Source organism: Sphingomonas sp. BRN-1R (genome assembly GCF_057748035.1).
Genome location: NZ_CM173236.1, coordinates 242,033 through 264,339, shown reverse-complemented (window position 1 = coordinate 264,339; position 22,307 = coordinate 242,033). Strand labels below are relative to the sequence as shown.

20 protein-coding genes are annotated in these 22,307 nt (G+C 67.5%); 9 read left to right on the top strand and 11 right to left on the bottom strand.

Annotated elements, in window-relative coordinates; translation table 11 throughout:
• The first annotated feature begins 84 nt into the window (after positions 1-84).
• Entirely contained in the window at positions 85-1,482 is a 1,398-nt protein-coding gene (locus tag AC3ANX_RS01185) for a glutamate ligase domain-containing protein (protein ID WP_488335228.1), read from the top strand.
• A 21-nt stretch (positions 1,483-1,503) separates the two neighbouring features.
• A complete protein-coding gene (locus AC3ANX_RS01180) occupies positions 1,504-1,758 on the top strand; it encodes a DUF6356 family protein (RefSeq protein WP_488335227.1) in 255 nt (84 codons plus the stop codon).
• Positions 1,759-1,777: 19 nt separating this feature from the next.
• Here AC3ANX_RS01180 and AC3ANX_RS01175 read toward each other — a convergent pair whose 3' ends face one another.
• On the bottom strand, positions 1,778-3,742 hold the full coding sequence (locus AC3ANX_RS01175) for a potassium transporter Kup (protein ID WP_488335226.1): 1,965 nt from the start codon (positions 3,740-3,742) through the stop codon (positions 1,778-1,780).
• Positions 3,743-3,883: 141 nt separating this feature from the next.
• Here AC3ANX_RS01175 and pdeM point away from each other — a divergent pair, with 141 nt between their 5' ends.
• Entirely contained in the window at positions 3,884-4,546 is a 663-nt protein-coding gene (gene pdeM, locus AC3ANX_RS01170) for a ligase-associated DNA damage response endonuclease PdeM (RefSeq protein WP_488335225.1), read from the top strand.
• 144 nt (positions 4,547-4,690) lie between these two features.
• Here pdeM and AC3ANX_RS01165 read toward each other — a convergent pair whose 3' ends face one another.
• On the bottom strand, positions 4,691-5,203 hold the full coding sequence (locus AC3ANX_RS01165; protein ID WP_488336855.1) for a class I SAM-dependent methyltransferase: 513 nt from the start codon (positions 5,201-5,203) through the stop codon (positions 4,691-4,693).
• A 194-nt stretch (positions 5,204-5,397) separates the two neighbouring features.
• Between AC3ANX_RS01165 and AC3ANX_RS01160 the strand changes: the two genes are divergently transcribed.
• Positions 5,398-5,718, top strand: coding sequence for an antibiotic biosynthesis monooxygenase family protein (locus AC3ANX_RS01160; RefSeq protein ID WP_488335224.1), 321 nt, complete (start codon positions 5,398-5,400; stop codon positions 5,716-5,718).
• A gap of 87 nt (positions 5,719-5,805) precedes the next feature.
• On the opposite strand, the gene AC3ANX_RS01155 is transcribed toward AC3ANX_RS01160, so the two are convergent.
• Positions 5,806-8,088, bottom strand: coding sequence for a CDC48 family AAA ATPase (locus AC3ANX_RS01155; protein ID WP_488335223.1), 2,283 nt, complete (start codon positions 8,086-8,088; stop codon positions 5,806-5,808).
• A 321-nt stretch (positions 8,089-8,409) separates the two neighbouring features.
• Here AC3ANX_RS01155 and AC3ANX_RS01150 point away from each other — a divergent pair, with 321 nt between their 5' ends.
• Entirely contained in the window at positions 8,410-9,300 is an 891-nt protein-coding gene (locus AC3ANX_RS01150; RefSeq protein ID WP_488335222.1) for a LysR substrate-binding domain-containing protein, read from the top strand.
• Positions 9,301-9,661: 361 nt separating this feature from the next.
• On the opposite strand, the gene AC3ANX_RS01145 is transcribed toward AC3ANX_RS01150, so the two are convergent.
• On the bottom strand, positions 9,662-10,117 hold the full coding sequence (locus tag AC3ANX_RS01145; protein WP_488335221.1) for a peptidylprolyl isomerase: 456 nt from the start codon (positions 10,115-10,117) through the stop codon (positions 9,662-9,664).
• Between the two features lie 152 nt (positions 10,118-10,269).
• Between AC3ANX_RS01145 and mgtE the strand changes: the two genes are divergently transcribed.
• Both mgtE and AC3ANX_RS01135 read left to right on the top strand, forming a co-directional pair.
• Positions 10,270-11,679: a magnesium transporter gene (mgtE, locus tag AC3ANX_RS01140; RefSeq protein ID WP_488335220.1), complete on the top strand. Its 1,410-nt coding sequence runs from the start codon at positions 10,270-10,272 to the stop codon at positions 11,677-11,679.
• 24 nt (positions 11,680-11,703) lie between these two features.
• Positions 11,704-12,108, top strand: coding sequence for a DUF1489 family protein (locus AC3ANX_RS01135; protein ID WP_488335219.1), 405 nt, complete (start codon positions 11,704-11,706; stop codon positions 12,106-12,108).
• Positions 12,109-12,211: 103 nt separating this feature from the next.
• On the opposite strand, the gene pheT is transcribed toward AC3ANX_RS01135, so the two are convergent.
• From pheT to rpmI, 5 genes are all read right to left on the bottom strand, one after another.
• Positions 12,212-14,599: a phenylalanine--tRNA ligase subunit beta gene (pheT, locus tag AC3ANX_RS01130; protein WP_488335218.1), complete on the bottom strand. Its 2,388-nt coding sequence runs from the start codon at positions 14,597-14,599 to the stop codon at positions 12,212-12,214.
• Between the two features lie 88 nt (positions 14,600-14,687).
• Positions 14,688-15,770 (bottom strand): phenylalanine--tRNA ligase subunit alpha, encoded by a 1,083-nt coding sequence (pheS, locus tag AC3ANX_RS01125; RefSeq protein ID WP_488335217.1) that lies wholly within the window; start codon positions 15,768-15,770, stop codon positions 14,688-14,690.
• A 55-nt stretch (positions 15,771-15,825) separates the two neighbouring features.
• Positions 15,826-16,446 carry a LysE family translocator gene (locus tag AC3ANX_RS01120; RefSeq protein WP_488335216.1) on the bottom strand — a complete coding sequence of 207 codons (621 nt, stop codon included), beginning with the start codon at positions 16,444-16,446 and terminating at the stop codon, positions 15,826-15,828.
• 236 nt (positions 16,447-16,682) lie between these two features.
• Positions 16,683-17,048, bottom strand: a complete 366-nt coding sequence (rplT, locus tag AC3ANX_RS01115; RefSeq protein WP_242147995.1) for a 50S ribosomal protein L20 — start codon at positions 17,046-17,048, stop codon at positions 16,683-16,685.
• A gap of 18 nt (positions 17,049-17,066) precedes the next feature.
• Positions 17,067-17,270 (bottom strand): 50S ribosomal protein L35, encoded by a 204-nt coding sequence (rpmI, locus tag AC3ANX_RS01110; RefSeq protein ID WP_093223455.1) that lies wholly within the window; start codon positions 17,268-17,270, stop codon positions 17,067-17,069.
• A gap of 152 nt (positions 17,271-17,422) precedes the next feature.
• Here rpmI and AC3ANX_RS01105 point away from each other — a divergent pair, with 152 nt between their 5' ends.
• Positions 17,423-19,546: an AsmA family protein gene (locus AC3ANX_RS01105; protein ID WP_488335215.1), complete on the top strand. Its 2,124-nt coding sequence runs from the start codon at positions 17,423-17,425 to the stop codon at positions 19,544-19,546.
• A gap of 30 nt (positions 19,547-19,576) precedes the next feature.
• Here AC3ANX_RS01105 and hisN read toward each other — a convergent pair whose 3' ends face one another.
• On the bottom strand, positions 19,577-20,359 hold the full coding sequence (hisN, locus tag AC3ANX_RS01100; RefSeq protein ID WP_488335214.1) for a histidinol-phosphatase: 783 nt from the start codon (positions 20,357-20,359) through the stop codon (positions 19,577-19,579).
• A 183-nt stretch (positions 20,360-20,542) separates the two neighbouring features.
• On the opposite strand from hisN, the gene AC3ANX_RS01095 reads away from it, so the two are divergent.
• A complete protein-coding gene (locus tag AC3ANX_RS01095; protein WP_488335213.1) occupies positions 20,543-21,601 on the top strand; it encodes a GGDEF domain-containing protein in 1,059 nt (352 codons plus the stop codon).
• A gap of 393 nt (positions 21,602-21,994) precedes the next feature.
• Here the strand turns inward: AC3ANX_RS01095 and AC3ANX_RS01090 are convergent, their stop codons facing one another.
• Positions 21,995-22,282 (bottom strand): 4a-hydroxytetrahydrobiopterin dehydratase, encoded by a 288-nt coding sequence (locus tag AC3ANX_RS01090; protein ID WP_488335212.1) that lies wholly within the window; start codon positions 22,280-22,282, stop codon positions 21,995-21,997.
• Positions 22,283-22,307: the final 25 nt, after the last annotated feature.

The following is a 22,307-nucleotide window of genomic DNA, read 5'->3' as shown; positions in this document are numbered from 1 at the left end:
CACGCGCTGAAATGTGCCTCGACTTCGCTCGGCACGAACGGTCTAGGTTGCCCTGCACCGCGAAACTTCGGATAGCGTGCTGCGATGCAGTCCACCAACCCCTACTTCTTCGTCGGCGTCGGCGGCAGCGGGATGATGCCGCTGGCGATGATCCTCGCGGGCCGTGGCGCGCGTGTGTCGGGCTCGGATCGCGCGCTCGATCAGGCGCGGCTGCCCGCCAAGTTCGACGCGCTTCGCGCGCTCGGCATCGACCTGTTCGCGCAGGACGGCAGCGGCATCATCTCCGCCGACCAGATCGTCGTCGCCTCCGCCGCAATCGAATCGACCGTCGCCGATATCGTCGCGGCGCAAGCGGTGGGCGCGACCCGGCTCAGCCGCGCGCAACTGCTCGCCGATCTGTTCAACGCGAGTGATCTGCCGATCGGCGTGGCGGGCACCAGCGGAAAATCGACCGTCACCGGCATGATCGGCTGGATCCTGCACGCCACCGGGCGCGACCCGACCGTGATGAACGGCGCGGTGATGAAGAATTTTGCCGTGCCAGAAGCGCCGTTCGCGAGCGCGCTGGTCGGCTCAGGCGCGGCGTTCGTCAGCGAGGTGGACGAGAGCGACGGTTCGATCGCGCTGTACCGCCCGAAGATCGCGGTGCTCAACAACGTCAGCCTCGACCACAAGTCGCTCGAGGAATTGCGCACGCTGTTCGGCGATTTCGCACGCCATGCCGAAACGGTGGTGCTCAACATCGGCGATGCCGAAACCGCCGCGCTCGCCGCCGCTCTGCCCAAGCCGCCGATCACCTTCGCGGTCGAACGCGCGGCCGACCTCGTCGCGGAGAACCTCGCACCTGAACCCTTCGCGATTAGCTTTGACCTCGTTGCGGACGGCGCACGTCACCGTGTGCGGCTGGCAGTGCCGGGGCGGCACAACGTCTCCAACGCGCTCGCCGCGATCGGGGCCGCGCGGGCGGCGGGCGTACCGCTGGCCGAGGCGATTGCCGCGATCGAAGGGTTTGTGGGGCTCAAACGTCGCTTCGAACTGGTCGGGGAAGCCGCCGGCGTCGCGGTGATCGACGATTTCGGGCACAATCCGGACAAGATCGCCGCCACGCTCGATACGCTCCACGCCTTCTCCGGGCGGCTGCTCGTGCTGTTCCAGCCGCACGGCTATGGGCCATTGAAGGTGATGCGCCACGAGCTGGTCGCGATGTTCCGCGAGAAACTTGGGGCCTACGATGTGCTGGTGATGCCCGATCCGGTCTATCAGGGCGGCACGGTCGACCGCGCGGTAACGAGCGCCGATCTGATCGCCGAGATCGGCGGGCACGCGCGCCACATCGCCGACCGTGCCGCCGCCGCCGTCGCTCTGGTGGCGGAGGCGCGAGCGGGCGACCGGATCGTGGTGATGGGCGCACGCGACGATACGCTGAGCGCACTCGCCGCCGACATGCTGCCACAGATTGCTGCCAGACGGGCGGACGCCTAAAAGAGGCAAAGGAGTAAACGCATGTTCCGCCGCCTGTTTCTCGATCACCCCGCCTCCGTCGGCGAGAGCTATGGCGAGCATTTCGGCGTGGCGACGCGGTTCGGCGTCATCATGATCGGTGCGGGCGTGGCGGCGGTGCTCCACGGCGTGCTGCCGTTCGCGTTCAAGACCACCGGCAGCCGCACGATCGTCCGCCTCCACCGTGAGATCGCCGCCAAGCGCGCCGCGACGGCAGCGGCGACCGATCAGGCCAAGACGGTCGAATACGTCATCTGATCGGCCGTCCGCTACGGCGCTAGACGGTGACCTGCTCGCCCAGTTCGAGCACCTTGCCCGGCGGGATGTGGAAGAAGTCGGTCGGGTCGCTGGCGTTGCGCTGGAGGAACATGAACACGCGGTCCTGCCAGATCGGCATGCCCTGATCGGCGGCGGGCTTTATCGTGTTGCGGCCGATGAAATAGCTCGTCTTGGCCGGGTTGAGCCCCTTGCGCTGATCGGTGCTCGCCAGCCCGAGATCATGCGGCACGTCGGGCGATTCCATGAAGCCGTAGGTCAGCACGATCGAGCTGAAATTGTCGTCGATCGGCTTGGTGCGGATCCGTTCGTCCGCTTCGACGAACGGCCGGTCGGCGGTGCGGATGCTGACGATCAGGTTGCGCTCGTGCAGCACCTTGTTGTGCTTGAGGTTGTGGAGCAGCGCGCCCGGCGCGCCATCGGCATTGGCGGTGAGGAACACCGCCGTCCCCTCGACTCGCTCGGGCGGGCGACGCGACAAGGCGGCGGCGAGATCGGCGAGCGGGACGCTCTGCCGCTTCTCGAACTCGCGCACGATGCCGCGCCCGCGCACCCAGGTCGCGACCAGGAAGCCGATCACCGCCGCCACCAGCAAGGGCACCCAGCCGCCTTCGATCACGCGCAGGATGTTTGCGCCGAAGAACACCAGATCGAGCAGCAGGAACGGCAGGATCAGCGGGATCGAACGTGCCCGCGACCAGCCCCAGGTGTAGCGCACGACGATATAGGCGAGGCAGGTCGTCACCACCATCGTCCCCGTCACCGCGATGCCGTACGCCGCCGCCATCGCCGAGGAGGTGCGGAACTGCACGACTAGGATCAGCACGCCGGCCAGCAGCAGCCAGTTGATCGACGGCAGATAGATCTGCCCCGCCTGGCTCGCCGAGGTCTGGCGGATGCGCAACCGGGGCAGCAATCCGAGCTGGATCGCCTGTTGCGTGAGCGAATAGGCCCCGGTGATGACCGCCTGGCTGGCGATGATGGTGGCAAGCAGCGACAGCACGATCAGCACCGGCCGCACCGACTCGGGCGCCATCAGGAAGAACCAGTCCTGATCGCCGATATCCCGCCCGGCAGCGTGCGCCGCTTCGAGTGCGTTGAGCACGAATGCGCCCTGCCCCAGATAGTTGAGGAACAGGCACGGCAGCACGAGGCCGAACCAGCCGATGCGGATCGGCTTCACCCCGAAATGCCCCATATCGGCGGTCAGCGCCTCCGCGCCCGTCACGGTCAGGAACACCGCGCCCAGCACGAACAGCCCCATAACGCCGTGCGTGGCGAGGAACAGCACGCCGTAAGAGGGCAGGAACGCGCGTACGATCGAAAGCTCGTCGCTGATGTGCCACAGGCCGAGCCCGCCGATGCACAGGAACCACAGGATGCACACCGGGCCGAACAGCTTCGACACGCTGGCGGTGCCGCGCGACTGGATCGCGAACAGCCCGATCAGGATGGCGATGGTGAGGAACAGGATGAAATCGTCGCCGAACATCCCCCCCGCGCCCGGCAGCGTCTTCAACCCCTCCACCGCCGACAGCACCGACAGCGCCGGCGTGATGATCGCGTCGCCGTAGAACAACGCCGCGCCCGATGCGCCAAGCACCAGCGCGATCATCGAACGCTTGCCGAGCGCACGCCGGGCCAGCGCGGTGAGCGCGAGCACGCCGCCCTCGCCGTGATTGTCCGCGCGCATCAGGAACACGACATATTTGATCGTGACGATGAAGATGAGTGCCCACAAGGCGAGGCTCAGCACGCCGAGCACCTCGTTCACCTCCGCGCCGTCGGCGGTGGTGAGCGCGAGGGCTGCGCGAAACGCGTAGATCGGGCTGGTGCCGATATCGCCGAACACCACGCCGATCGCGCCGATCGTCAGCGCGGCCATTGCCGGATGCGCGGGGGCCGGGTGCGCGGGAGCGGCATGGGACTGCGTTGGATGACCTGTCGTTTCAGGCACGGTGGACATGCGGTGGACCTGTCATTGGACGCGGCTCGAAAGACGGGGCGCTGTACGCTTGCTGAACGGACGTGCAAAGGGAATTGTTGCAGTGCCGCAGCCGACCTCGGGGGGCTTGATCCGGCGGCCGCTTTGCGGTCTAGCACGGCGATGGTTCGCTTTTCGTTCGCAGGGTTCGATCTGGTCGCGCTGACGCAAGGGGCGCTGTTCTGGCCCGCGCGGCGCGCGCTGATCGTCGCCGATCTGCATTTCGAGAAAGCGAGTTGGTTCGCGATGCGCGGGCAGATGCTGCCGCCATACGATTCGCTGGCGACGCTCGCCGATCTGACCGCGCTGGCGACCGCGACGGGCGCTGCCGAAATCTGGTGCCTGGGCGACAGTTTCCACGACAGTGCCGGCTGCGAACGGCTGCCCGAAGCCGCGCAAGTCGCGCTCCGCACGCTGACGGCGCGCACGCGCTGGACGTGGATCACCGGCAATCACGACGTCGCTTTGGTCGATCGCTGCGGCGGCGACGTTGTGGAGGAGGCGGTGGTCGACGGGCTGGTGCTGCGCCACGAGGCCGAGGCGGGCGAGGCGCGGCCCGAACTGTCGGGGCATTATCATCCCAAGCTGCGGCTGCGCGTGCGCGGGCAGAACATCTCGCGGCGGTGCTTCGTCGCGACGCCGACCAAGCTTGTGCTGCCCGCGTTTGGATCGCTCACCGGTGGGCTCGACGCGGGCCACCCGGAGATCGTCCGCGCAGTCGGGCTCGGTGCGGAGGCGCTGGTGCCGGTGCGCGACCGGCTGCTGCGCTTTCCCATCGCGGCATAGCTGCCGCAGGCGGCAACCGCTCGCCAAGCCATCCGACTCCCCCGTTCGTGCTGAGCGTGTCGAAGCACATGCCCGATACCTCGCGTTGCGGGCACGCCCTTCGACACGCTCAGGGCGAACGGGCTTACTTTGCCGCCGCGAGCGTCAGTCCTTCCAGGCCCAGAACAGGTGCGCGGGCGGCACGTTCCACCATTCGAACGCCGGATCGATCCGCGTGAAGTGCGGCGACAGGAAATCGCGCACCCGCGCGCGGAACTGATAGACCAGGAACGCGCCGCCCGGGCGCAGCACCTTGTGCGTCGCCACCGCGATCGCATCGCCGACGCCCGGCGGCAGCGTCGAGAACGGCAGCCCCGACAGCACGTAATCGGCATGTTCGAAACCGTGTTCGGCGATGATCGCCTGCACATCCGCCGCCGACCCCTCGACCGCGACGAAGCGCGAATCGCGGATCTCGCGACGCAGATGCTGGATGAAATCGGGGTTGGTATCGATCACCAGCAGGGTCGCATCGGGCGCGAGCCGGTCGAGGATCGGCTGACAGAAGGTGCCGACGCCGGGGCCATATTCGACGAACAGCCTGGTCTTGCCCCAATCGACCCGCCCCAGCATCCGCGCGATCAGCTTCTGCGACGATGGCACGATCGAGCCGACCATCACCGGATGCTTGATGAACCCGCGCAGGAACAGCGCCTGCGGGGAGTTGCTCCATTTGCGGTCTCGCGCAGGCGAACGGTCGCCGAGGGTAGAGAGGGTCAACGGCACATCCTGTTGGTCATTGTCACACCGGCGTAACCAACACGTTCCGGAATCGGTTGCAAGCCCGTCGCGTTGCAGGGCATCGCGCGGCGATGGATCAGGATCGTACCGGCCAGACGCTCGTCGTCTTCCTGTCGCGACGCAGCGGCGTGGACGAGGCCGGCTACGCCGCGGCGGCGGCCGAGATGGACGCACTCGCCGCACAACAGCCCGGCTATCGCGGTATCGAGAGCACGCGCGGGGACGACGGGTTCGGCATCACGATCAGCTTCTGGGCGGACGAGGCGAGCGCACTGGCGTGGCGCGCGCACCCGCGTCATGCCGAAATCCGCGCGCTTGGCCGCGGGCGCTGGTACGACTGGTACGAGGTGATCGTCGCGGAGGCATCGCGCGGATATCATCGGACGAAATAACCGTCGCCCCGGCGCAGGCCGGGGCCGCTATGTGGCGGGCGTGACACCCTCCGCACAGCGGCCCCAGCTTGCACCGGGCCGAGGCGTTCACTCCTCGCGCGGCCTGAGCTGCCCCGGCGAGACGAAGCCGATCGGTTGCAACGACGACGCATCCTGCTTCAGCCGCGTCGCCATCTGCTCATACTCGCGTTCCAGCTCGGGCGTCACCGAGGCGCGCGACTCCTTGAGCGCGGCGTCGAAATGCGCCTGCGTCACCTGCCCGACCGACAGCGACTGACGCAAAGCGACCAGACCCGCCCGCCGCACCAGATCGCCGAGATCGGCGCCGGTGAACCGATCGGTCCTGCCCGCCAGATCGGCGAGATCGACATCGTCCGCCAGCGGCATCTTGGCGCTCTGGATACGCAGGATGCGCTCGCGCCCCTCGCGGTCCGGCACGCCGACGTAGATCAGCTCGTCGAACCGCCCCGGCCGCAACAGCGCCGGGTCGATCAGATTGGGCCGGTTGGTCGCACCGATCACGATGACCGCCTGCAACTCCTCCAGCCCGTCCATTTCGGCGAGGATGGTGTTGACGACGCGCTCGGTCACCTGTGGCTCGCCCATGCCGCCGCCGCGCGCGGGCACCAGCGAATCGAGCTCGTCGATGAAGATCACGCAGGGCGCGACCTGCCGGGCGCGCGCGAACAGCCGGGTGATCTGCTGTTCGCTCTCGCCATACCATTTGCTGAGCAGGTCGCTCGACTTGGTGGCGATGAAGTTCGCCTCCGCCTCGCGCGCGACCGCTTTCGCCAGCAGCGTCTTGCCCGTGCCGGGCGGGCCGTAGAGCAGAAAGCCCTTGGCCGGACGGATGCCGATACGGCGGAACGCATCCGGGTCTTTCAAGGGCAGCTCGACGCCTTCCTTGAGCCGCATCTGCGCGTCGTCCAACCCGCCGACATCCTCCCAGCGGACGCGCGGCGCCTCGACCATCACCTCGCGCATCGCGCTCGGCTGGACGCGCTTGAGCGCTCCGAGGAAATCCTCGCGCGTCACCGCAAGCGTATCGAGCACCTCGGGCGGAATCGTACCCTCGGCGAGGTTGAGGCGCGGCATGATCCGCCGCACTGCCTCGATCGCCGCCTCACGCGCCAGCGCGGCGAGATCGGCACCGACGAAGCCGTAGGTGGTCCGTGCCAGTTCGGCGAGATCGACCTTCTCGCCCAGCGGCATGCCGCGCGTGTGGATGCCGAGGATCTCGCGCCGCCCGCGTTCGTCGGGCACGCCGACGATGATCTCGCGGTCGAACCGGCCGGGCCGCCTGAGCGCCTCGTCGATCGCCTCCGGGCGGTTGGTCGCGGCGATCACCACCACGTTGGCGCGCGCCTCGAGACCGTCCATCAGCGTCAGCAACTGCGCGACGAGCCGCTTCTCCGCCTCGCCCGACACCTGCCCGCGCTTGGGTGCGATCGAATCGATCTCGTCGATGAACACGATCGACGGCGCGTTCTGCGCAGCCTCCTCGAACACGTCGCGCAGGCGCTTTTCCGATTCGCCGTACGCCGAGCCCATGATCTCGGGGCCGTTGATGAGGAAGAACTCGGCCGCCGATTCGTTCGCCACCGCGCGCGCGAGCCGGGTCTTGCCGGTGCCGGGCGGCCCGTGCAGCAAAACGCCCTTGGGCGGATCGACGCCGAGTCGCTGGAACAATTCGGGATAGCGCAGCGGCAATTCGACCATCTCGCGCAACTGGTCGATCGTCGGCCCCATGCCGCCGATATCGTCATAGGTGACGTCGGCGCGGCGCGCTTCCTTGGGTTCCTCGTACTCGGGGCGCAGTTCGATCTCGGTGGTCTCGTCGACATGGACGACGCCCTTGGGCGTGGTCGAGATCACGACGAGGCGGATCTCCTGCAACGCATAGGCCGGCGAGCGCAGGAATTGCTGGACGCCCGGCGGCATGTTCTCGACGCGCTGCTGACCGGCGGTGGCGACAACGTCGCCCTGCGTCAGCGGGCGGCCGAAGAAGGTCCGTTTCAGTGCGGTCGAGGAGCCTTGCAACCGCAGATTCTGTTGCGCGGGCGCGAACACCACGCGCGCGGCCGGCTTCGATTCGACCTTGCGCACCTCGACGAAATCGCCCGAACCGACCCCGGCGTTGGCGCGTTGAAGCCCGTCGATGCGGATGATCTCGAGCCCCTCGTCCTCCGGATAGGGCGCGACCGCGCGCGCAGGCGTGGTCGATTTGCCCTCGATTTCGATTACGTCGCCCTCGGCCAGGCCAAGCGCCGCCATGATCGCACGCGGCACATGCGCGAGGCCGCGCCCGCTATCCTCGGGGCGCGCGTTGGCGACCTGCAACTTCTTCACTGGTACTTCGCTGTCGGCCATCGACCCCGCCCCTGGAACGCATGTTCAAGCGCGGGAGATAGGAAGTGGTTCCCGCAATGCGAGGGGGAAGCGGCTTGCGACCGCCAAGTGCCGGACGCAAAAGAAAAAAAAGGCCAGCCCCGCGAGGGGCCGGCCGTGAAAGTTTTAGGAGAGGATGCCTGAAAGGCACCCCTGATGTGCAGCGCAGCGCAGTTTTGTGCAAGTGCGAAAGGTTTCCGCAAAGATGCGTATATTGCAATCGCACGCCAGTTTTTGCATCTTAAGGATGGCGAGGCAGCGCTTCGCCTCCTATGTTGCAGTGCACAAGGAACCGGGAGTTCGATGCGCAGACTGCCACCACTGACGGCGATCGAAGCCTTTGTCCAAGTCGCGCGGCTTGGCTCGATCAAGGCCGCCTCGCAGGAACTGGCGCTCTCCGCGCCGGCGCTGAGCCGCCGCGTGCAGGCGCTGGAGCGCTTCATCGGCAAGCCGTTGTTCGAGCGCCGGCACCAGGCGGTCGTGCTCAATGCAGACGGCGAACGCCTGCTCCAGCAGATCGCCCCCGCGCTCGACAGCCTGTCCGACGCGGTCGAGGTGATGACCAGCGGCACCGAGATGCTGCGGCTGCGGCTTGGCATCATGCCGCTCTACGCGTCGCAGCGGTTGTTCCCGCATCTCGGCGATCTGCGCACCAAACACCCCGAGCTGCATCTCGATATCGACACGGCCAGCCACGGCTTCGCGCGGTTGGGCGAAGGGCTCGATGCGGTGATCGCGCTCGCGCGCGAGATGGACCCGGCGCTGTACGGCAAGCGGCTCGACCGCAATTCGATCTATGTGATCGGCGCGAAGGCGATGGCGGAAGGCCCCAATCCCGTCACCAAGCCCGAGCAGCTCGCCGGGCTGACCGCGCTCGTCCACAAGGACATGCCCGACCTGTTCACCGAATTCTGGAGCGCGGCGGGGTTACAGGACACAGCGCCGCTCGCGATCGACCATTTCGACTCGGGCCCGCTGATGCTGGAGGCCGCCGCGCAGGGGCTCGGCGTCGCCTTCATGCACGAAAGCCACTTCGCCGACGCGCGCGACCCGCGACTCGTGCGGCTGTTCGATATCGAGATCGAGAGCCCGTACAGCTATTGGTTCGCCTGCCGCCCGCGCGCGATGCTGCAACGCCCGGTCAAGCTGTTCCACGACTGGCTGGTGACGGCGATCGCCGATCCGAGCGTTTAGGCGCTTTCGGCCCCGTCGCCCGAGTCCCCCCGTTCGTGCCGAGCGAAGTCGAGGCACCTGCGCGTGGGACCATCCCTCGACTTCGCTCGGCACGAACGGGGGGCTGGCGGATGTCTTTGGCTCGGGGAGGTTTGCACGTCGCCCCCACCCTTCCCGTTCGTGCCGAGTAGGGATCGAGTAGGCGAAGCCGTATCGAGAGCCCGTATCGAAGCACAGGTAATCGCGCGGGGCTGTCCCTCGATACGCTACCTCGATACGCCCGGTGGGCTACTCGGCAGCTACTCGGGACGAACGGTGGGATAGAAAACGGGCGCGGTAATGAGCCCCCTCCCCGCGCACGGAGAGAGGGCCCGAACGTCGATTACGCAGCGACCGCCTTGACGATCTTGCCGGGCGTGCGGGGCGGCTCGCCCTTGGGGAGCGCGTCGACATGCTCCATGCCCGACGTCACTTCGCCCCAGACGGTGTACTGGCCGTCGAGGAAGCGCGCATCGTCGAAGCAGATGAAGAACTGGCTGTTCGCCGAGTTCGGATCGTTGGTGCGCGCCATCGACGCCACGCCGCGGACGTGCGGCTCCTTGGAAAACTCGGCCGGCAGGTTCGGCTTGTCCGAACCGCGCATGCCGGTGCCCGAGGGGTCGCCGCCCTGCGCCATGAAGCCCGGAATCACGCGGTGAAACACCACGCCGTTGTAGAAGCCCTCGTTCGCCAGTTCGGCGATGCGCGCGACGTGCTTGGGCGCGAGATCGGGGCGCAGCTTGATGACGACGTCGCCGCTCTCGAGCGTCAGCGTCAGCGTTTCGGGAGTATCGGCCATCCTGCTAATCCTTGTCCTTGAAAGTGCGGTCCGCACGTAAGGTGTATCCCCCGCGCTGACAATCGCGTCATGCCAACGCGCGAGCGTTGGCTTTGTGGGCAGGCGGCGTTAGGAGCCGCTCGTACCGGCGCCGATTGGCAGGAGGCGAGACGATGAGCGAAACCGAACTGCCCCCGATCGAAGCCGAAGACGAAGCCGAGGCCCAGCTCGACGAGGACGACCGGCTCAAGCCCGAGTTCGTCCGCGCCGTGCTGGATGCGGTGTACGAAGGCGATGCTGAGGGCGCGCGCGCGCTGGTCGAGCCGCTCCACCCCGCCGACATCGCCGATCTGTTCGAGCTGACCCCGCACGAGGACCGCGCCGATCTCGCCAAGGCGGTGACCGACCTGCTCGACGCCGACGTGTTCGCCGAGATGAACGATTACGTCCGCGAGGATTTGATCGACGCGCTCGAGCCGCACGAAATCGCCGATATCGCCGCTGAACTCGATACCGACGACGCGGTCGCGATCATCGAGGACATGGACGTCGAGGATCAGCGCGAGGTGCTCCGCGCGCTCGACCCCGACGACCGTGCCGCGATCGAGGAGGCGCTGTCCTACCCCGAGGAGTCCGCTGGCCGCCTGATGCAGCGCGAGCTGATCGCGGTGCCCGAGCATTGGACCGTCGGCAATGTGCTCGATTATCTGCGCGGCCATGAGGAACTGACCACCGATTTCTGGGAAATCTACGTGGTCGATCCCGCGCACAAGCCGGTGGGGACGTGCAAGCTCTCCTGGATCCTGCGCACCCCGCGCGGCATCTGCATCGGCGACGTGATGCAGCGCGAGCAGACGCTGATCCCGGTCGATATGGACCAGGAAGAGGTGGCGCTCCGCTTCCAGAAATACGCTTTGATCTCGGCCGCGGTGGTCGACATGAACGGGCGGCTGGTCGGCATGATCACCGTCGACGATGTCGTCCACATCATCCAGCAGGAGGCGGGCGAAGATATCCTGCGGCTGTCGGGCGCGGGCGAAGGCGATATCAACGAACCGATCCTGCTGACGGTGCGAACGCGCTTCCTGTGGCTGGTCGTCAACCTCGGCACGGCGATGCTCGCCGCGTCGGTGGTGGGGTTGTTCCAGGGTGAGATCGGGCGGTTCGCGCTGCTCGCGGTGCTGATGCCGATCGTGTCGGGCATGGGCGGCAACGCCGGCACGCAGACGCTGGCGGTGGTGGTGCGCGCGCTCGCCACCAATCAGCTGACCAGCTCCAATACCCTGCGCATGATCCTGCGCGAATTCCGCATCGCCGCCGCGAACGGTGCGATGCTGGGCGTGCTGATCGGGCTGGGTACGTTCCTGATCTTCGGCAACCTGCATCTGGGGCTCGTGATCGCGCTTGCCATGCTCATCAACAATCTGGTGGCGGGCCTGGCGGGCGTGCTGATCCCCGTGACCCTCGACCGGCTCGACGTCGATCCCGCCGTATCCTCGGCGGTGTTCGTGACGACGATGACCGACGTGATGGGGTTCTTCTCGTTTCTCGGGCTGGCGACCCTGTGGGGGCTTGGCGGTTAGCCGCGCGGTGCCCAGATGGAGGCGATGGCACTCCATCTCACCAAGGTCGCGTTCGGGTCCACCAGTTACGACATGCTTGCCGACCGGCTGGAAGCGCGCGTCGCCGCCGGGCCGCTGTTCCTGACCACGCGCTACCTGCCCAAACGGCACGAGGAGGTCGCCGGGCAGGGTTCGCTGTTCTGGATCATCAAGCACACGCTGGTGGCTCGCTCCGCCATCACCGGCTTTGGCGAGGCGGAGGACGGGCGCGTCGCGATCCACCTCGCGCCCGCGCTGGTGCGCGTCCAGCCGCGCCCGAAGCGCGCGCATCAGGGCTGGCGCTATCTCGAAGCCGATGATGCGCCATCGGACTTCGGCGAGGGCGATTACGAGGCGGACGCGATGCCCGCGACGTTGCTGGCGAAGCTCAGCGCGCTCGCCTTGCTCTAGTCGACAAAACCCGTTCGCCCTGAGCTTGTCGAAGGGCGTGACACATGCGCCGACTTTTGGGGCATGTGCTTCGACAGGCTCAGCACGAACGGTGGTGGTGGAATTACCCCCGCAACACCGCACCCTGCTTCGCGGCGGCCGCCACCACCTTGTCGGCGATCGCCTTGAGCGCCTCGTCAGTGAAGCTCTTGTCGCCGGGTTGCAGCGTCACCTCGATCGCGATCGAGCGCACGTCGTCCCGCTCGAACAGGTCGAACAGCCGCACCGCCGTGATCGCCGCCTTATCCGCACCCTTCACCGCTCGCACCAGCGCATCGGCGGCGAGCCCGGCCGGCACGGTGAAGGCGAAGTCGCGCCGCACCGGCTGGAGCGCGGGCGGCGCATAAGCGGCACGCATGAAGCCCCCCGCACCTTTGGCGTCGCCGCGCTTGGCCGGGATCGCATCGAGGAACAGCTCGACCGCCGCGATCGGCCCGTCGAGATCGAACGCACGCGCGGTGAGCGGATGGACGATGCCGAACGCCGCCAGCACCGTCTTCGGTCCCAGTCGCAACGTGCCCGATTGGCCGGGGTGCCAATGCTCGCCAGCTTCGCCGAAAATCTGCAGGTTCTCGACCGGCGCGCCCGCCGCGCCGAGCAGCGCGAGCGCCTCGGCCTTGGCATCGAACGCGTCGAAGGGCTGTGCCTTGCCGCTCTGCCAGCCGCGCGCGCGCTTCTCGCCCGCCAGCACGACGCCCAGCGTGGTGCGCTCCGCCTCGGCGAGATAGCGGCGGCCGATCTCGAACAGCCGCACCCCGTCCGCACCACGCTTGAGGTTGCGCGCCGCCGCCGACAGCAGCCCGGGCAGCAACGAGGGGCGCATGATCTTGAGGTCTTCGCTGATCGGATTGGCGAGGCTCCACGCACCACCGCCAAACGGGGCGGCCTCAGCTTCGGAGACGAAGCTCCACGTCACCGCCTCGCCCAGACCACGCGCGGCGGCGGCGCGGCGCACGCGACGCTCGACCTTCTGCTCGGGCGTGGCGGTCGGCGTGGCGACGCCGGGGATGCGCGGCAGCGGCACCGGCGGCACATGGTCGATGCCAACCATGCGGATCACCTCCTCGACCAGATCGGGCACGCCCTCGACATCGCGCCGCCAGCTCGGCACGCCGACCTGCCAGTCGGCGGCGACGGTGAAGCCGAGGCTTTCGAGGATCGCCTGCTGCCGCTCGGGCGCGACCGCGAGGCCGCCGAGCGTCTCCGCACGCGACGGATCATAGTGGATGACGGTAGCGGGCACCGGCGGTGTGCCGGCGCGGGTGATGCCGCTCGGGGTGCCGCCGCACAGGTTCACCACCATCCCGGTCGCGATGGCGAGGCCGTCTTCGACGAACGCGGGGTCGACGCCGCGCTCGAACCGCTGGCGCGCATCGCTGGTGACGCTGAGTTTCTGGCCGGTACGGGCGATGCTCTCGGGATCGAAATAGGCGCATTCGATCACCACGTCGGTGGTGTCCGCACCGCACCCGCTCGATTCGCCGCCGATGATGCCGGCGATGCCGAGCGCACCGCTGTCGTCGGCAATCACGGTCATCGTGTCGTCGAGCGTGTAGGTCTTGCCGTTGAGCGCGAGCAGTTGCTCGCCGGGAGCGGCCTTGCGCGCGACGAGTCCGCCCGACAGCTTCGCGCGATCATAGACGTGCAGCGGCCGGCCGAGATCGAACGAGACGTAGTTGGTGATATCGACCAACGTCGAGATCGGCTTCTGCCCGATTGCCTTGAGCCGGCGCGCCATCCACTCGGGCGCGGTGCCGTTGGTGACGCCCGTCACACCCTGGCCGTAGAAGGCGGGGCAGCCCTCGGCATCCTCGATGCGGATGTCCGGCCCCGCGCCCTCGCCCGCAATCGCCACGGATGCCTGCGCCGTGCCGGGCACGACCAGCGGCTTGAGCATCCCCAATCCGGCGGCGGCGAGATCGCGGGCGATGCCGCGCACGCCCATGCAATCCTGCTTGTTGGGCGTGATCGCCACGTCGATGACCGGATCGTTGAGTCCGGCGTACTCCGGGTACGGCGTGCCGAGGGGCGCATCAGCGGGCAGCTCGATGATGCCGTCGTGGTCCTCGCCGAGTTCGAGCTCGCGGGTCGAGCACATCATCCCGTTCGAGACGACGCCGCGAATCTCCGCGACTTTCAGCACCATGCCGTTCGAGGGCACGGTCGCGCCGGGCATGCCGAACACACCGACGAGGCCGGCGCGCGCGTTGGGCGCGCCGCACACCACTTGCATCGCGCCGTCACCAGCATCGACCGACAGCACCTGAAGCTTGTCCGCCTGCGGATGACGCTCGGCGGTGAGCACCTTGGCGACGCGGAAATCGGCGAGCTTGGCGCCGGGGTTCTCGACGCCCTCGACCTCAAGGCCGATGCGGGTGAGCGTATCGGTGACCTCGGACAGCGAAGCGGTCGTGTCGAGATGCTCGTGGAGCCAGGAGAGGGTGAATTTCATGCGATCAATCCGTCACCCCAGCGCAAGCTGGGGTCTGTCTGTAGGGTGGCGGCAGCGCGTGCGCTGGGGTGACGAGAGTTGCGGGCGCTCACGCCCCCACCCCACCGCTCAAGGTCGGCACGTCGAGCGCGGAGAAGCCGTGATGTTTCAGCCAGCGCGCATCGCCGTCGAAGAAGGCGCGCAGATCGTCCATGCCGTATTTGAGCATCGCCAGCCGGTCGATCCCGCAGCCGAACGCGAAGCCCTGCCATTCGTCGGGATCGTAGCCGCCCGCCGCGATCACGCTGCGATGGACCATGCCCGAGCCGAGCACCTCCATCCATCCGTCCGATCCGCCGATCACGCGCTTGCCGTTCACAACCGAGAAGCCGACGTCGACCTCCGCCGAGGGTTCGGTGAAGGGGAAGTAGCTCGGGCGCAGCCGCAGCACGATATCGTCGCGCTCGAAGAACGCCTTGAGGAAGGTCTCGAGCGTCCATTTGAGATGGCCGAGCGTGATCCCCTTGTCGATCACCAGCCCTTCGACCTGATGGAACATCGGCGTGTGGGTGGCATCCGAATCGCTGCGATAGGTGCGGCCCGGCGCGATGATGCGGATCGGCTTGGTGCCGCCGGCCGCCTGCATCGCGCGGATTTGCACCGGGCTGGTATGCGTGCGCAGCACGCGCGCCTCCTCGTCACCGTGCGCGTTGAGGTAGAACGTATCGTGCATCGCCCGCGCGGGGTGCGTCTCGGGCATGTTGAGCGCGGTGAAATTATACCATTGCGTCTCAATCTCGGGACCAGTCGCGACCGCGAAGCCGAGATCGGCGAAGATCTCGGCGAGTTCGTCCATCACCTGGCTGACCGGGTGGATGCTCCCCGTCGGCGCGGCCTCGGGCGGCAACGTCATGTCGAGCGTCTCGCGCGCGAGCTTCGCGTCAAGTTCGGCACGGTCGAGCGCGGCCTTCTTGTCGACGAGCGCAGCGGTCAGCCCCTCACGCACCGCCTGGATGCGCGGGCCCTGCACCTGCCGCTCGTCGGGCGACATGCCGCCGAGCGTTTTAAGCAGCGCGGTGACGCTGCCCTGCTTGCCGAGCGCGGCGACACGCACCGCATCGAGCGTGTCGAGGCTGTCGGCGGCATGGATGCGCGCGAGCAGGTCGGTATGGAGTTGGTCGAGATCAGCCATCATCACTTCCTTGGTCGCGGCGCACGAAGCCGAGCGCGCCGCTCAGGTCAAGCGGTCACACGCGGCTGCCGAGCAGCGCCGCGCCGAAACCGATGAAGATCAGCCCCGATGCGCGGTTGAACAACCGCCGTCGGTTGGCCGGCGCAAGCCATGCCGCGAGCGAGCGCCCACCGACCGCATAGACCGCATACCACGTGGTTTCGATCACCACGAAGCTGCCGATCAGGATGCCGAGCTGCGGCAGGAACGCGCGGTGCGTATCGAGGAACTGCGGGAACAGCGCGGCGGCGAAGACGATCAGTTTGGGGTTGGACAGCCCGGTCGCCAGCCCCGTGCCGTACAAGGCACCGAGCGACCGGCGCGGCGTCGCCACCTGCGCATCGTCGGCCGCGACCGGCGCCCGCCACGCCTTGACGCCGAGCCACACCAGATAGGCGACGCCCGCATAGCGGATGATGTCGTACAGCAGCGGCGACGCCTTGAGCAGCGCTCCGAGCCCGGCAGCGGAGGCGAGCAGGCATAGTAGCACCGCGCTCATCAGCCCCGCCATCGCCGCCAGCGCGCGGGTCGTGCCGTGCTGGATGCTCTGCACCATCACGTGCAGCATGTTGGGGCCGGGCATGCCGGAAATCAGGAAGACGGTGGTGACGTAAAGCCACCAGATGTTGGGCGCCATGATGCTTCCTTCGTGCGCCGTTGTCCCGCGCATCACTCCGTTCGTGCCGAGTAGCGATCGAGTAGGCGCCGTATCGAGAGCGTGTATCGAGGCACCTGTACCACGAAATTGCGCCTCGACACGCCCTGCGGGCTACTCGGCAGCTACTCGGCACGAACGGGCTGGTGAGTCTGAAAGAAAAAGGGCGCCGGTGGTACCCCACCGACGCCCCTTGTCTCGTCTTGCGACAGATCGCCTCAGGCAGCCTGGGGCAGAGCCGCCTTCGCCTGCGCGATGATCGCGCTGAACGCAGCGCCTTCGTGCATCGCGATATCGGCCAGGACCTTGCGGTCGAGTTCGACACCGGCGAGCTTCAGGCCGTGCATGAAGGTCGCATAGGTCAGCCCCTCAACGCGGACGGCCGCGTTGATGCGCTGGATCCACAGGGCGCGGAAGGTGCGCTTCTTAACCTTGCGGTCGCGATACGCATACTGGCCGGCCTTCTCGACGGCCTGACGGGCGATGCGGATCGTGTTCTTGCGACGGCCGTAATAGCCCTTCGCCTGATCGAGAATCCGGTTGTGCTTGGCGCGGGTGGTAACACCCCGTTTTACGCGTGCCATTTATTTAATTCCTTCCGCTCAACGCAGGCCGTAGGGCGCCCAGGCCTTCACCGCAGCGGTGTCGGCCTTGGCGAGAACCTTGGTGCCGCGGTTCTGGCGGATGTACTTGCCGTTGTGATGCAGCAGGCGGTGGCGCTTGCCGGCGACGCCGTGCTTCAGCAGGCCGGTGGCGGTGAGCTTGAAGCGCTTCTTCACGCCGCTCTTGGTCTTGAGTTTGGGCATTTTCGTCTCCTTCGTTTCGCGACGAATTATGAACGGCCACGGCAGCCCATACCGGCCGGGCAGTTCCTCTTACTCGCGGGAAGCGGGGCGCTTAGCGATTCGCCCGGCGAATTGCAACCGGAACCGCAGCGCCACGCGAAGGTTGTCCGCGCATGGATAGCGCGACCAGCATCACCCCAGACGCGCCGACCACGCCGCGCCGGCGCAGCCGCAGGTGGCGGATCGTGCGCAACGTCGTGCTCGGCATCGTCGCGGCGCTGTTCCTCGTGTGGCTGGTGCTCTACATCACCAAGGGCCGCTTCCTCAAACATCCGTTCGAGCGGATCACCGCCGGGCTACTCCACCGCACCGTGCAGGTGCGTGGCGATTTCCAGCTCTATTTCGATCCGATCACCATCAAGTTCCTCGCTGAAGGCATCACGATTTCGAACCCCGCCTGGGCGACCAAGCCCAATCTGTTCGAGGCCGGGCGGATCGACACCCGAATCGCGCCGCTGTCGCTGATCTGGGGGCGCAAGACGATGCACTTCCTCGATCTGACCAAAGGCGCGATCGACCTCGAATGGGATGCCGCGCACACGCATAACAGCTGGACCTTCGGCGACGGCAAGGGCGGCAAGCCGCTGACGCTGCCGATCGTGCGGCGCGCGCTGGTAGCGCAGACCAGCCTACGCTACCGCGACCCGAAGATGCGGCTGACCGCCGATCTGTCGTTCGAGCCGATCCGGTCGCAGGGCACCAACATCACCGACGCGATCCGCTTCACCGGTAGCGGCGTGGTGCGCGACACGCCGTTCACGCTGTCGGGCGCGCTGCTCTCCCCCAACGAGACGGTCGCGCGCGGCAAGAACCAGTTGCAGCTTACCGCCAACGCCGCACACAACATCGTCGACGTTTCGGGCACGCTGCCCGGCCTGACCGACATCGAAGGTGTGCCATTGGCGGTGAAGGCGCGCGGGCGCAACGCGGCCGAGTTGCTGCGCATCATCGGTGTCGTCATCCCACGCACCCGCGCCTATACCGCGCATGCGACTTTGGTGAAGACCGGTGAGGAATATGCCTTCACCCGCTTCGCCGGCCGATTCGGCGCGAGCGATCTGGCGGGCAAGTTCACCATCCGCAACGGCGCGCCACGGCTGAAGATCGACGCGGCGCTCGCGACGCGCTCGCTCGACATCATCGATGCCGCGCCGTTCATCGGCTACGATCCCGACACGGTCGCCGCGAAGGGCGCGGTCGCCGCCGCCGCCGAGACCGGCTCCGGCCCGGCGCACGTACTGCCCGACGCCAACCTGCGCGTCGATGCGATCAAGAATTTCGACGCGGCGGTGCACTGGACGGTGGGCGTGGTGCGGTCGCGCAACGTGCCGATCTCGCATATTGACCTCACCGTCTCGCTGGTCGACCGGCTGCTCAAGCTGTCGCCGCTGACCTTCTCGATGGCACGCGGCAATGTCGCCGCCGATATCATCATGGACGAGCGCCGCGCGCCGATGCACACCGATTACGACATCCGCCTCGCACCGACGCCGATGGGGAAGTTGCTCGCCGGCTATGGCGTCGACGAAGCCGGGACGAGCGGCGTGGTCAAAGGCCGCATCAAGCTCGCCGGCGATGGCGACACGCTCCACCAGTCGCTGGCAAGCTCGCGCGGGCGGATCGCCTTCACCATGCCCAAGGGCACGTTCTGGACGCGCAACGTGCAGATCGCCGAACTCGACATCGGCACGTTCGTGCAGAAGATGTTCCAGGGCAAGCTCAAGGAGCCGGTGCAGATCAACTGCGGGCTGATCGGCTTCACCGTGCGCCGCGGAGTCGCGGCGGCGGACCCGATCCTGATCGACACGACCAAGAACGTGATGATCGGGCGCGGCGGGTTCGGCTTCGGCACCGAGGCGATTGACATGGCGTTCCGCGCCGATGCCAAGAAGATCAGCCTGTTCTCCGCCCAGTCGCCGATCGGCATCCAGGGCAGCTTCGCCAAGCCCGCGATCAACCCGATCAGCGCGGACCTGATCGAACGCGCGGGCGCGGGCGTGGCGCTCGGGCTGGTCGGCACGCCGCTGGCGGCGGTGCTGGCGTTCGTCGACGTGGGCGACGCCAAGGCGGCGCAGTGCGGCCCGGTGCTGGCCGGCGCGACCGCCACCGCGCAGCGCACCACCAAGGGCAAGCCACGCGACGACGTCGGCCACGGCACCACCGCCAAGGCCGAGGACGGCAAGCGCTCGGCCGGCGAGAAGCACGAACAGCGCAAGAAATTCCTCGGGCTGTTCTGAGGCCGGCGCTTTCGCCGCCCTACACGACGCTCAATGCCCCCGACAGGCAAGCGCCTCGAGAATCTCCTCGATCCGCGCGGGATCGCCTGCCGCGACTACTTCGCCGATGCTGTCGGCGGTGAGCGGATCGCCCTGCCAGTCGCACATCCGCCCGCCCGCGCCCTCGACGATCGGCACCAGCGCCGCGAAATCGTGCAGCTTGAGCCCGGCCTCGACCACCACGTCGAGCCAGCCGCTCGCCACGCACCCGTAATTGTAGCAGTCGCCGCCCAACACCGTGCTCATCACTGCGCCGTCGAGATGCTCGAACGCATGCAATTGCGTATCGTCGAACAGCGCGGGCGAAGTGGTGGCGAGCAACGCCTTCGCCAGATCGGGGCAGCGCCGCGCCTGCGCCGGTTGGCCGTTGAACGTCGTCGGCCGTCCGATCGTGCCGACCCAGCGCTCGTTGAGGATCGGCTGATCGAGCACGCCGAGCACCGGCCAGCCGTCCGCCACCAGCGCGATCAGCGTGCCGAAGATCGGCCGGCCTGAGATGAACGCGCGCGTGCCGTCGATCGGGTCGAGCACCCACGCCCGCCCGCTCCTGCCCTCGCGTACGCCGTACTCCTCGCCGATGATCGCATCGTCGGGGAAGCGCCGTTCGATGATCGCACGCATCGCCGCCTCCGCCGCGCGGTCGGCGAGCGTGACGGGGGAAGCATCGTCCTTCGCCTCCAGCCCATGCGGCTGCCGGTAATAGGGGCGGATCGCAGCCCCCGCCGCAGCGGCGAGTTCGGCGGCGAGATCGAGATCGGCGGGGGAGACACGCATGCCCCCTGCCTAGCCGCGCCGCTTCGAAACCGCCAGACTCCGCGCCGCCTTCCAGAATCGAAACGGCATCGAAACATCCGACCCCGGTGACGGGTTGTTAGCAGTTGTGGCCGTAGCCGAACCTCGGGGAGCACGGCGGCGCGGGGGCGCGGCCGTTTGCTGAAGGGTGAGCAGAACGTGACGATGGCAGCGCTCAGACACGGCGGCAGGGTCGAAACCGGTCCGGAAACGCTGTTCGACCGGATACGCGACTTCCTGCTCGATCAGCGGCTCAGCCCCGATCCGCGCCACTATCAGTTCGCCTATCGCATGATGACGGAAAGCGACGGCGGGCTCGCCCGGTCGGTAAAGACGCTTACCGACGGCGGCTTCCGCCTCAGCGCGCAGGATATCGAAACGCTCGGCGGCGAAGCGGTGCCGACGCAGGCGACCGTCGTGCCGCTGCGCGCGCCTGTGCAACGCAGCAGCGACGCCGACACGCCGCCCGACCCGGTGGCGATCGCCGAGGGGCTGGTCGCGCGCACGCAGATGCAGGTGGAGGGCTTCACCGACATGATGCAGGCGATCCGCAGCGAGACCGAGGATTTCGGCCGCGATCTCGCCGCCAGCGCCGATGCGATGCGCCGATCGGACCGCGCGGCGGACGAGGTGGTGCGGCTGACCAGCGTGATGCTCGCGCGTGTCCAGGCCGCCGAGAGCCGGCTCGCCGATGCCACTAGCGAAGCCTGCGAGTTGCGCGCCAAGCTGGAGGAGGCGCGCGACAATGCCCGCCGCGATCCGCTCACCGATCTGCCCAACCGCCGCGCGTTCGAGGAAGCCTTCGCGCTCGCCTGCGCGGAACAGCCGCTCCATGTCGCGGTGTGCGACGTCGATCGCTTCAAGTCGGTCAACGATCGCTTCGGCCATGCCGTTGGGGATCGCGTGCTGAAAGCGATCGGTGCTGCGCTGAGCGCGGCCTGCGCCGGGCATCTTGTCGCGCGCTACGGCGGCGAGGAGTTCGCGGTGCTGTTCGTCGGCATCACCCCCGATGCGGCGGTGGCGACGCTCGAGGCCGCGCGCGAGCAGGTCGCCGCACGACGCTTCCGTGTGCGCGAATCGAACGAGGCGATCGGTACGATCACCTTTTCGGGCGGGATGACCCCGGTGGTGCCGGACGAGGATCTTGCCACCGCGTTCGGACGTGCCGACCGGCTGCTGTACGAAGCCAAGAACGCTGGCCGTAACCGACTGTTCACCGCATAGGGTTTTTCGCCATATCTTGGCGCGATACGCTGTTCGGGCCGGGCCGATTACAACGGCGAAATCGACTATCCTCAGCCGATTGCACGGTTTTCCTGTTTGGCACGCCCTGTGCAACTCCCATGACATCGGCCGCCGGATGGTCCGGCTTGCCGACATAAAGGGACAGACCTCATGAACGCTCGTTTCGCCTCGCTCCAGCAACTCGCCGTCTCGCTTGCGGGGGCGCTCGTCTTTACCGTGCTGCTCGCCGGCACTGCCGTCACTGCCGCCCCGATCGCATGATCGGGCGGCAGATGGCCCGTCCGATCGCCTTCGCCGCTGCTGCGTTCGTGCTGACCAGCCTGATGCTGTTCGGCCACTTCAAAGCCGTCGGGCTGCTCTGACGCCCGGCGGTTACGCCAGCGCCTCGATCGCGCGGGCGAGATCGACATCGCGGTGCGACAGCCCGCCCGCGTCATGCGTCGTCAACAGGATGTCGACGCGATTCCACACGTTGCTCCATTCAGGATGATGATCGGCCTTTTCGGCGAGCAGCGCGACGCGCGTCATGAAAGCGAACGCGCCCGAAAAGTCCGCAAAGGTGAAGGTACGCGTGATCGCATCGCGCGCCTCGTCATAATCCCATTCATCGAGTTCATCGAGCGCCTCGGCCCGCTCGGCATCGCTCAGTTGCTCGATCATCGTCGCCATCCTCACCGCTGGCGCA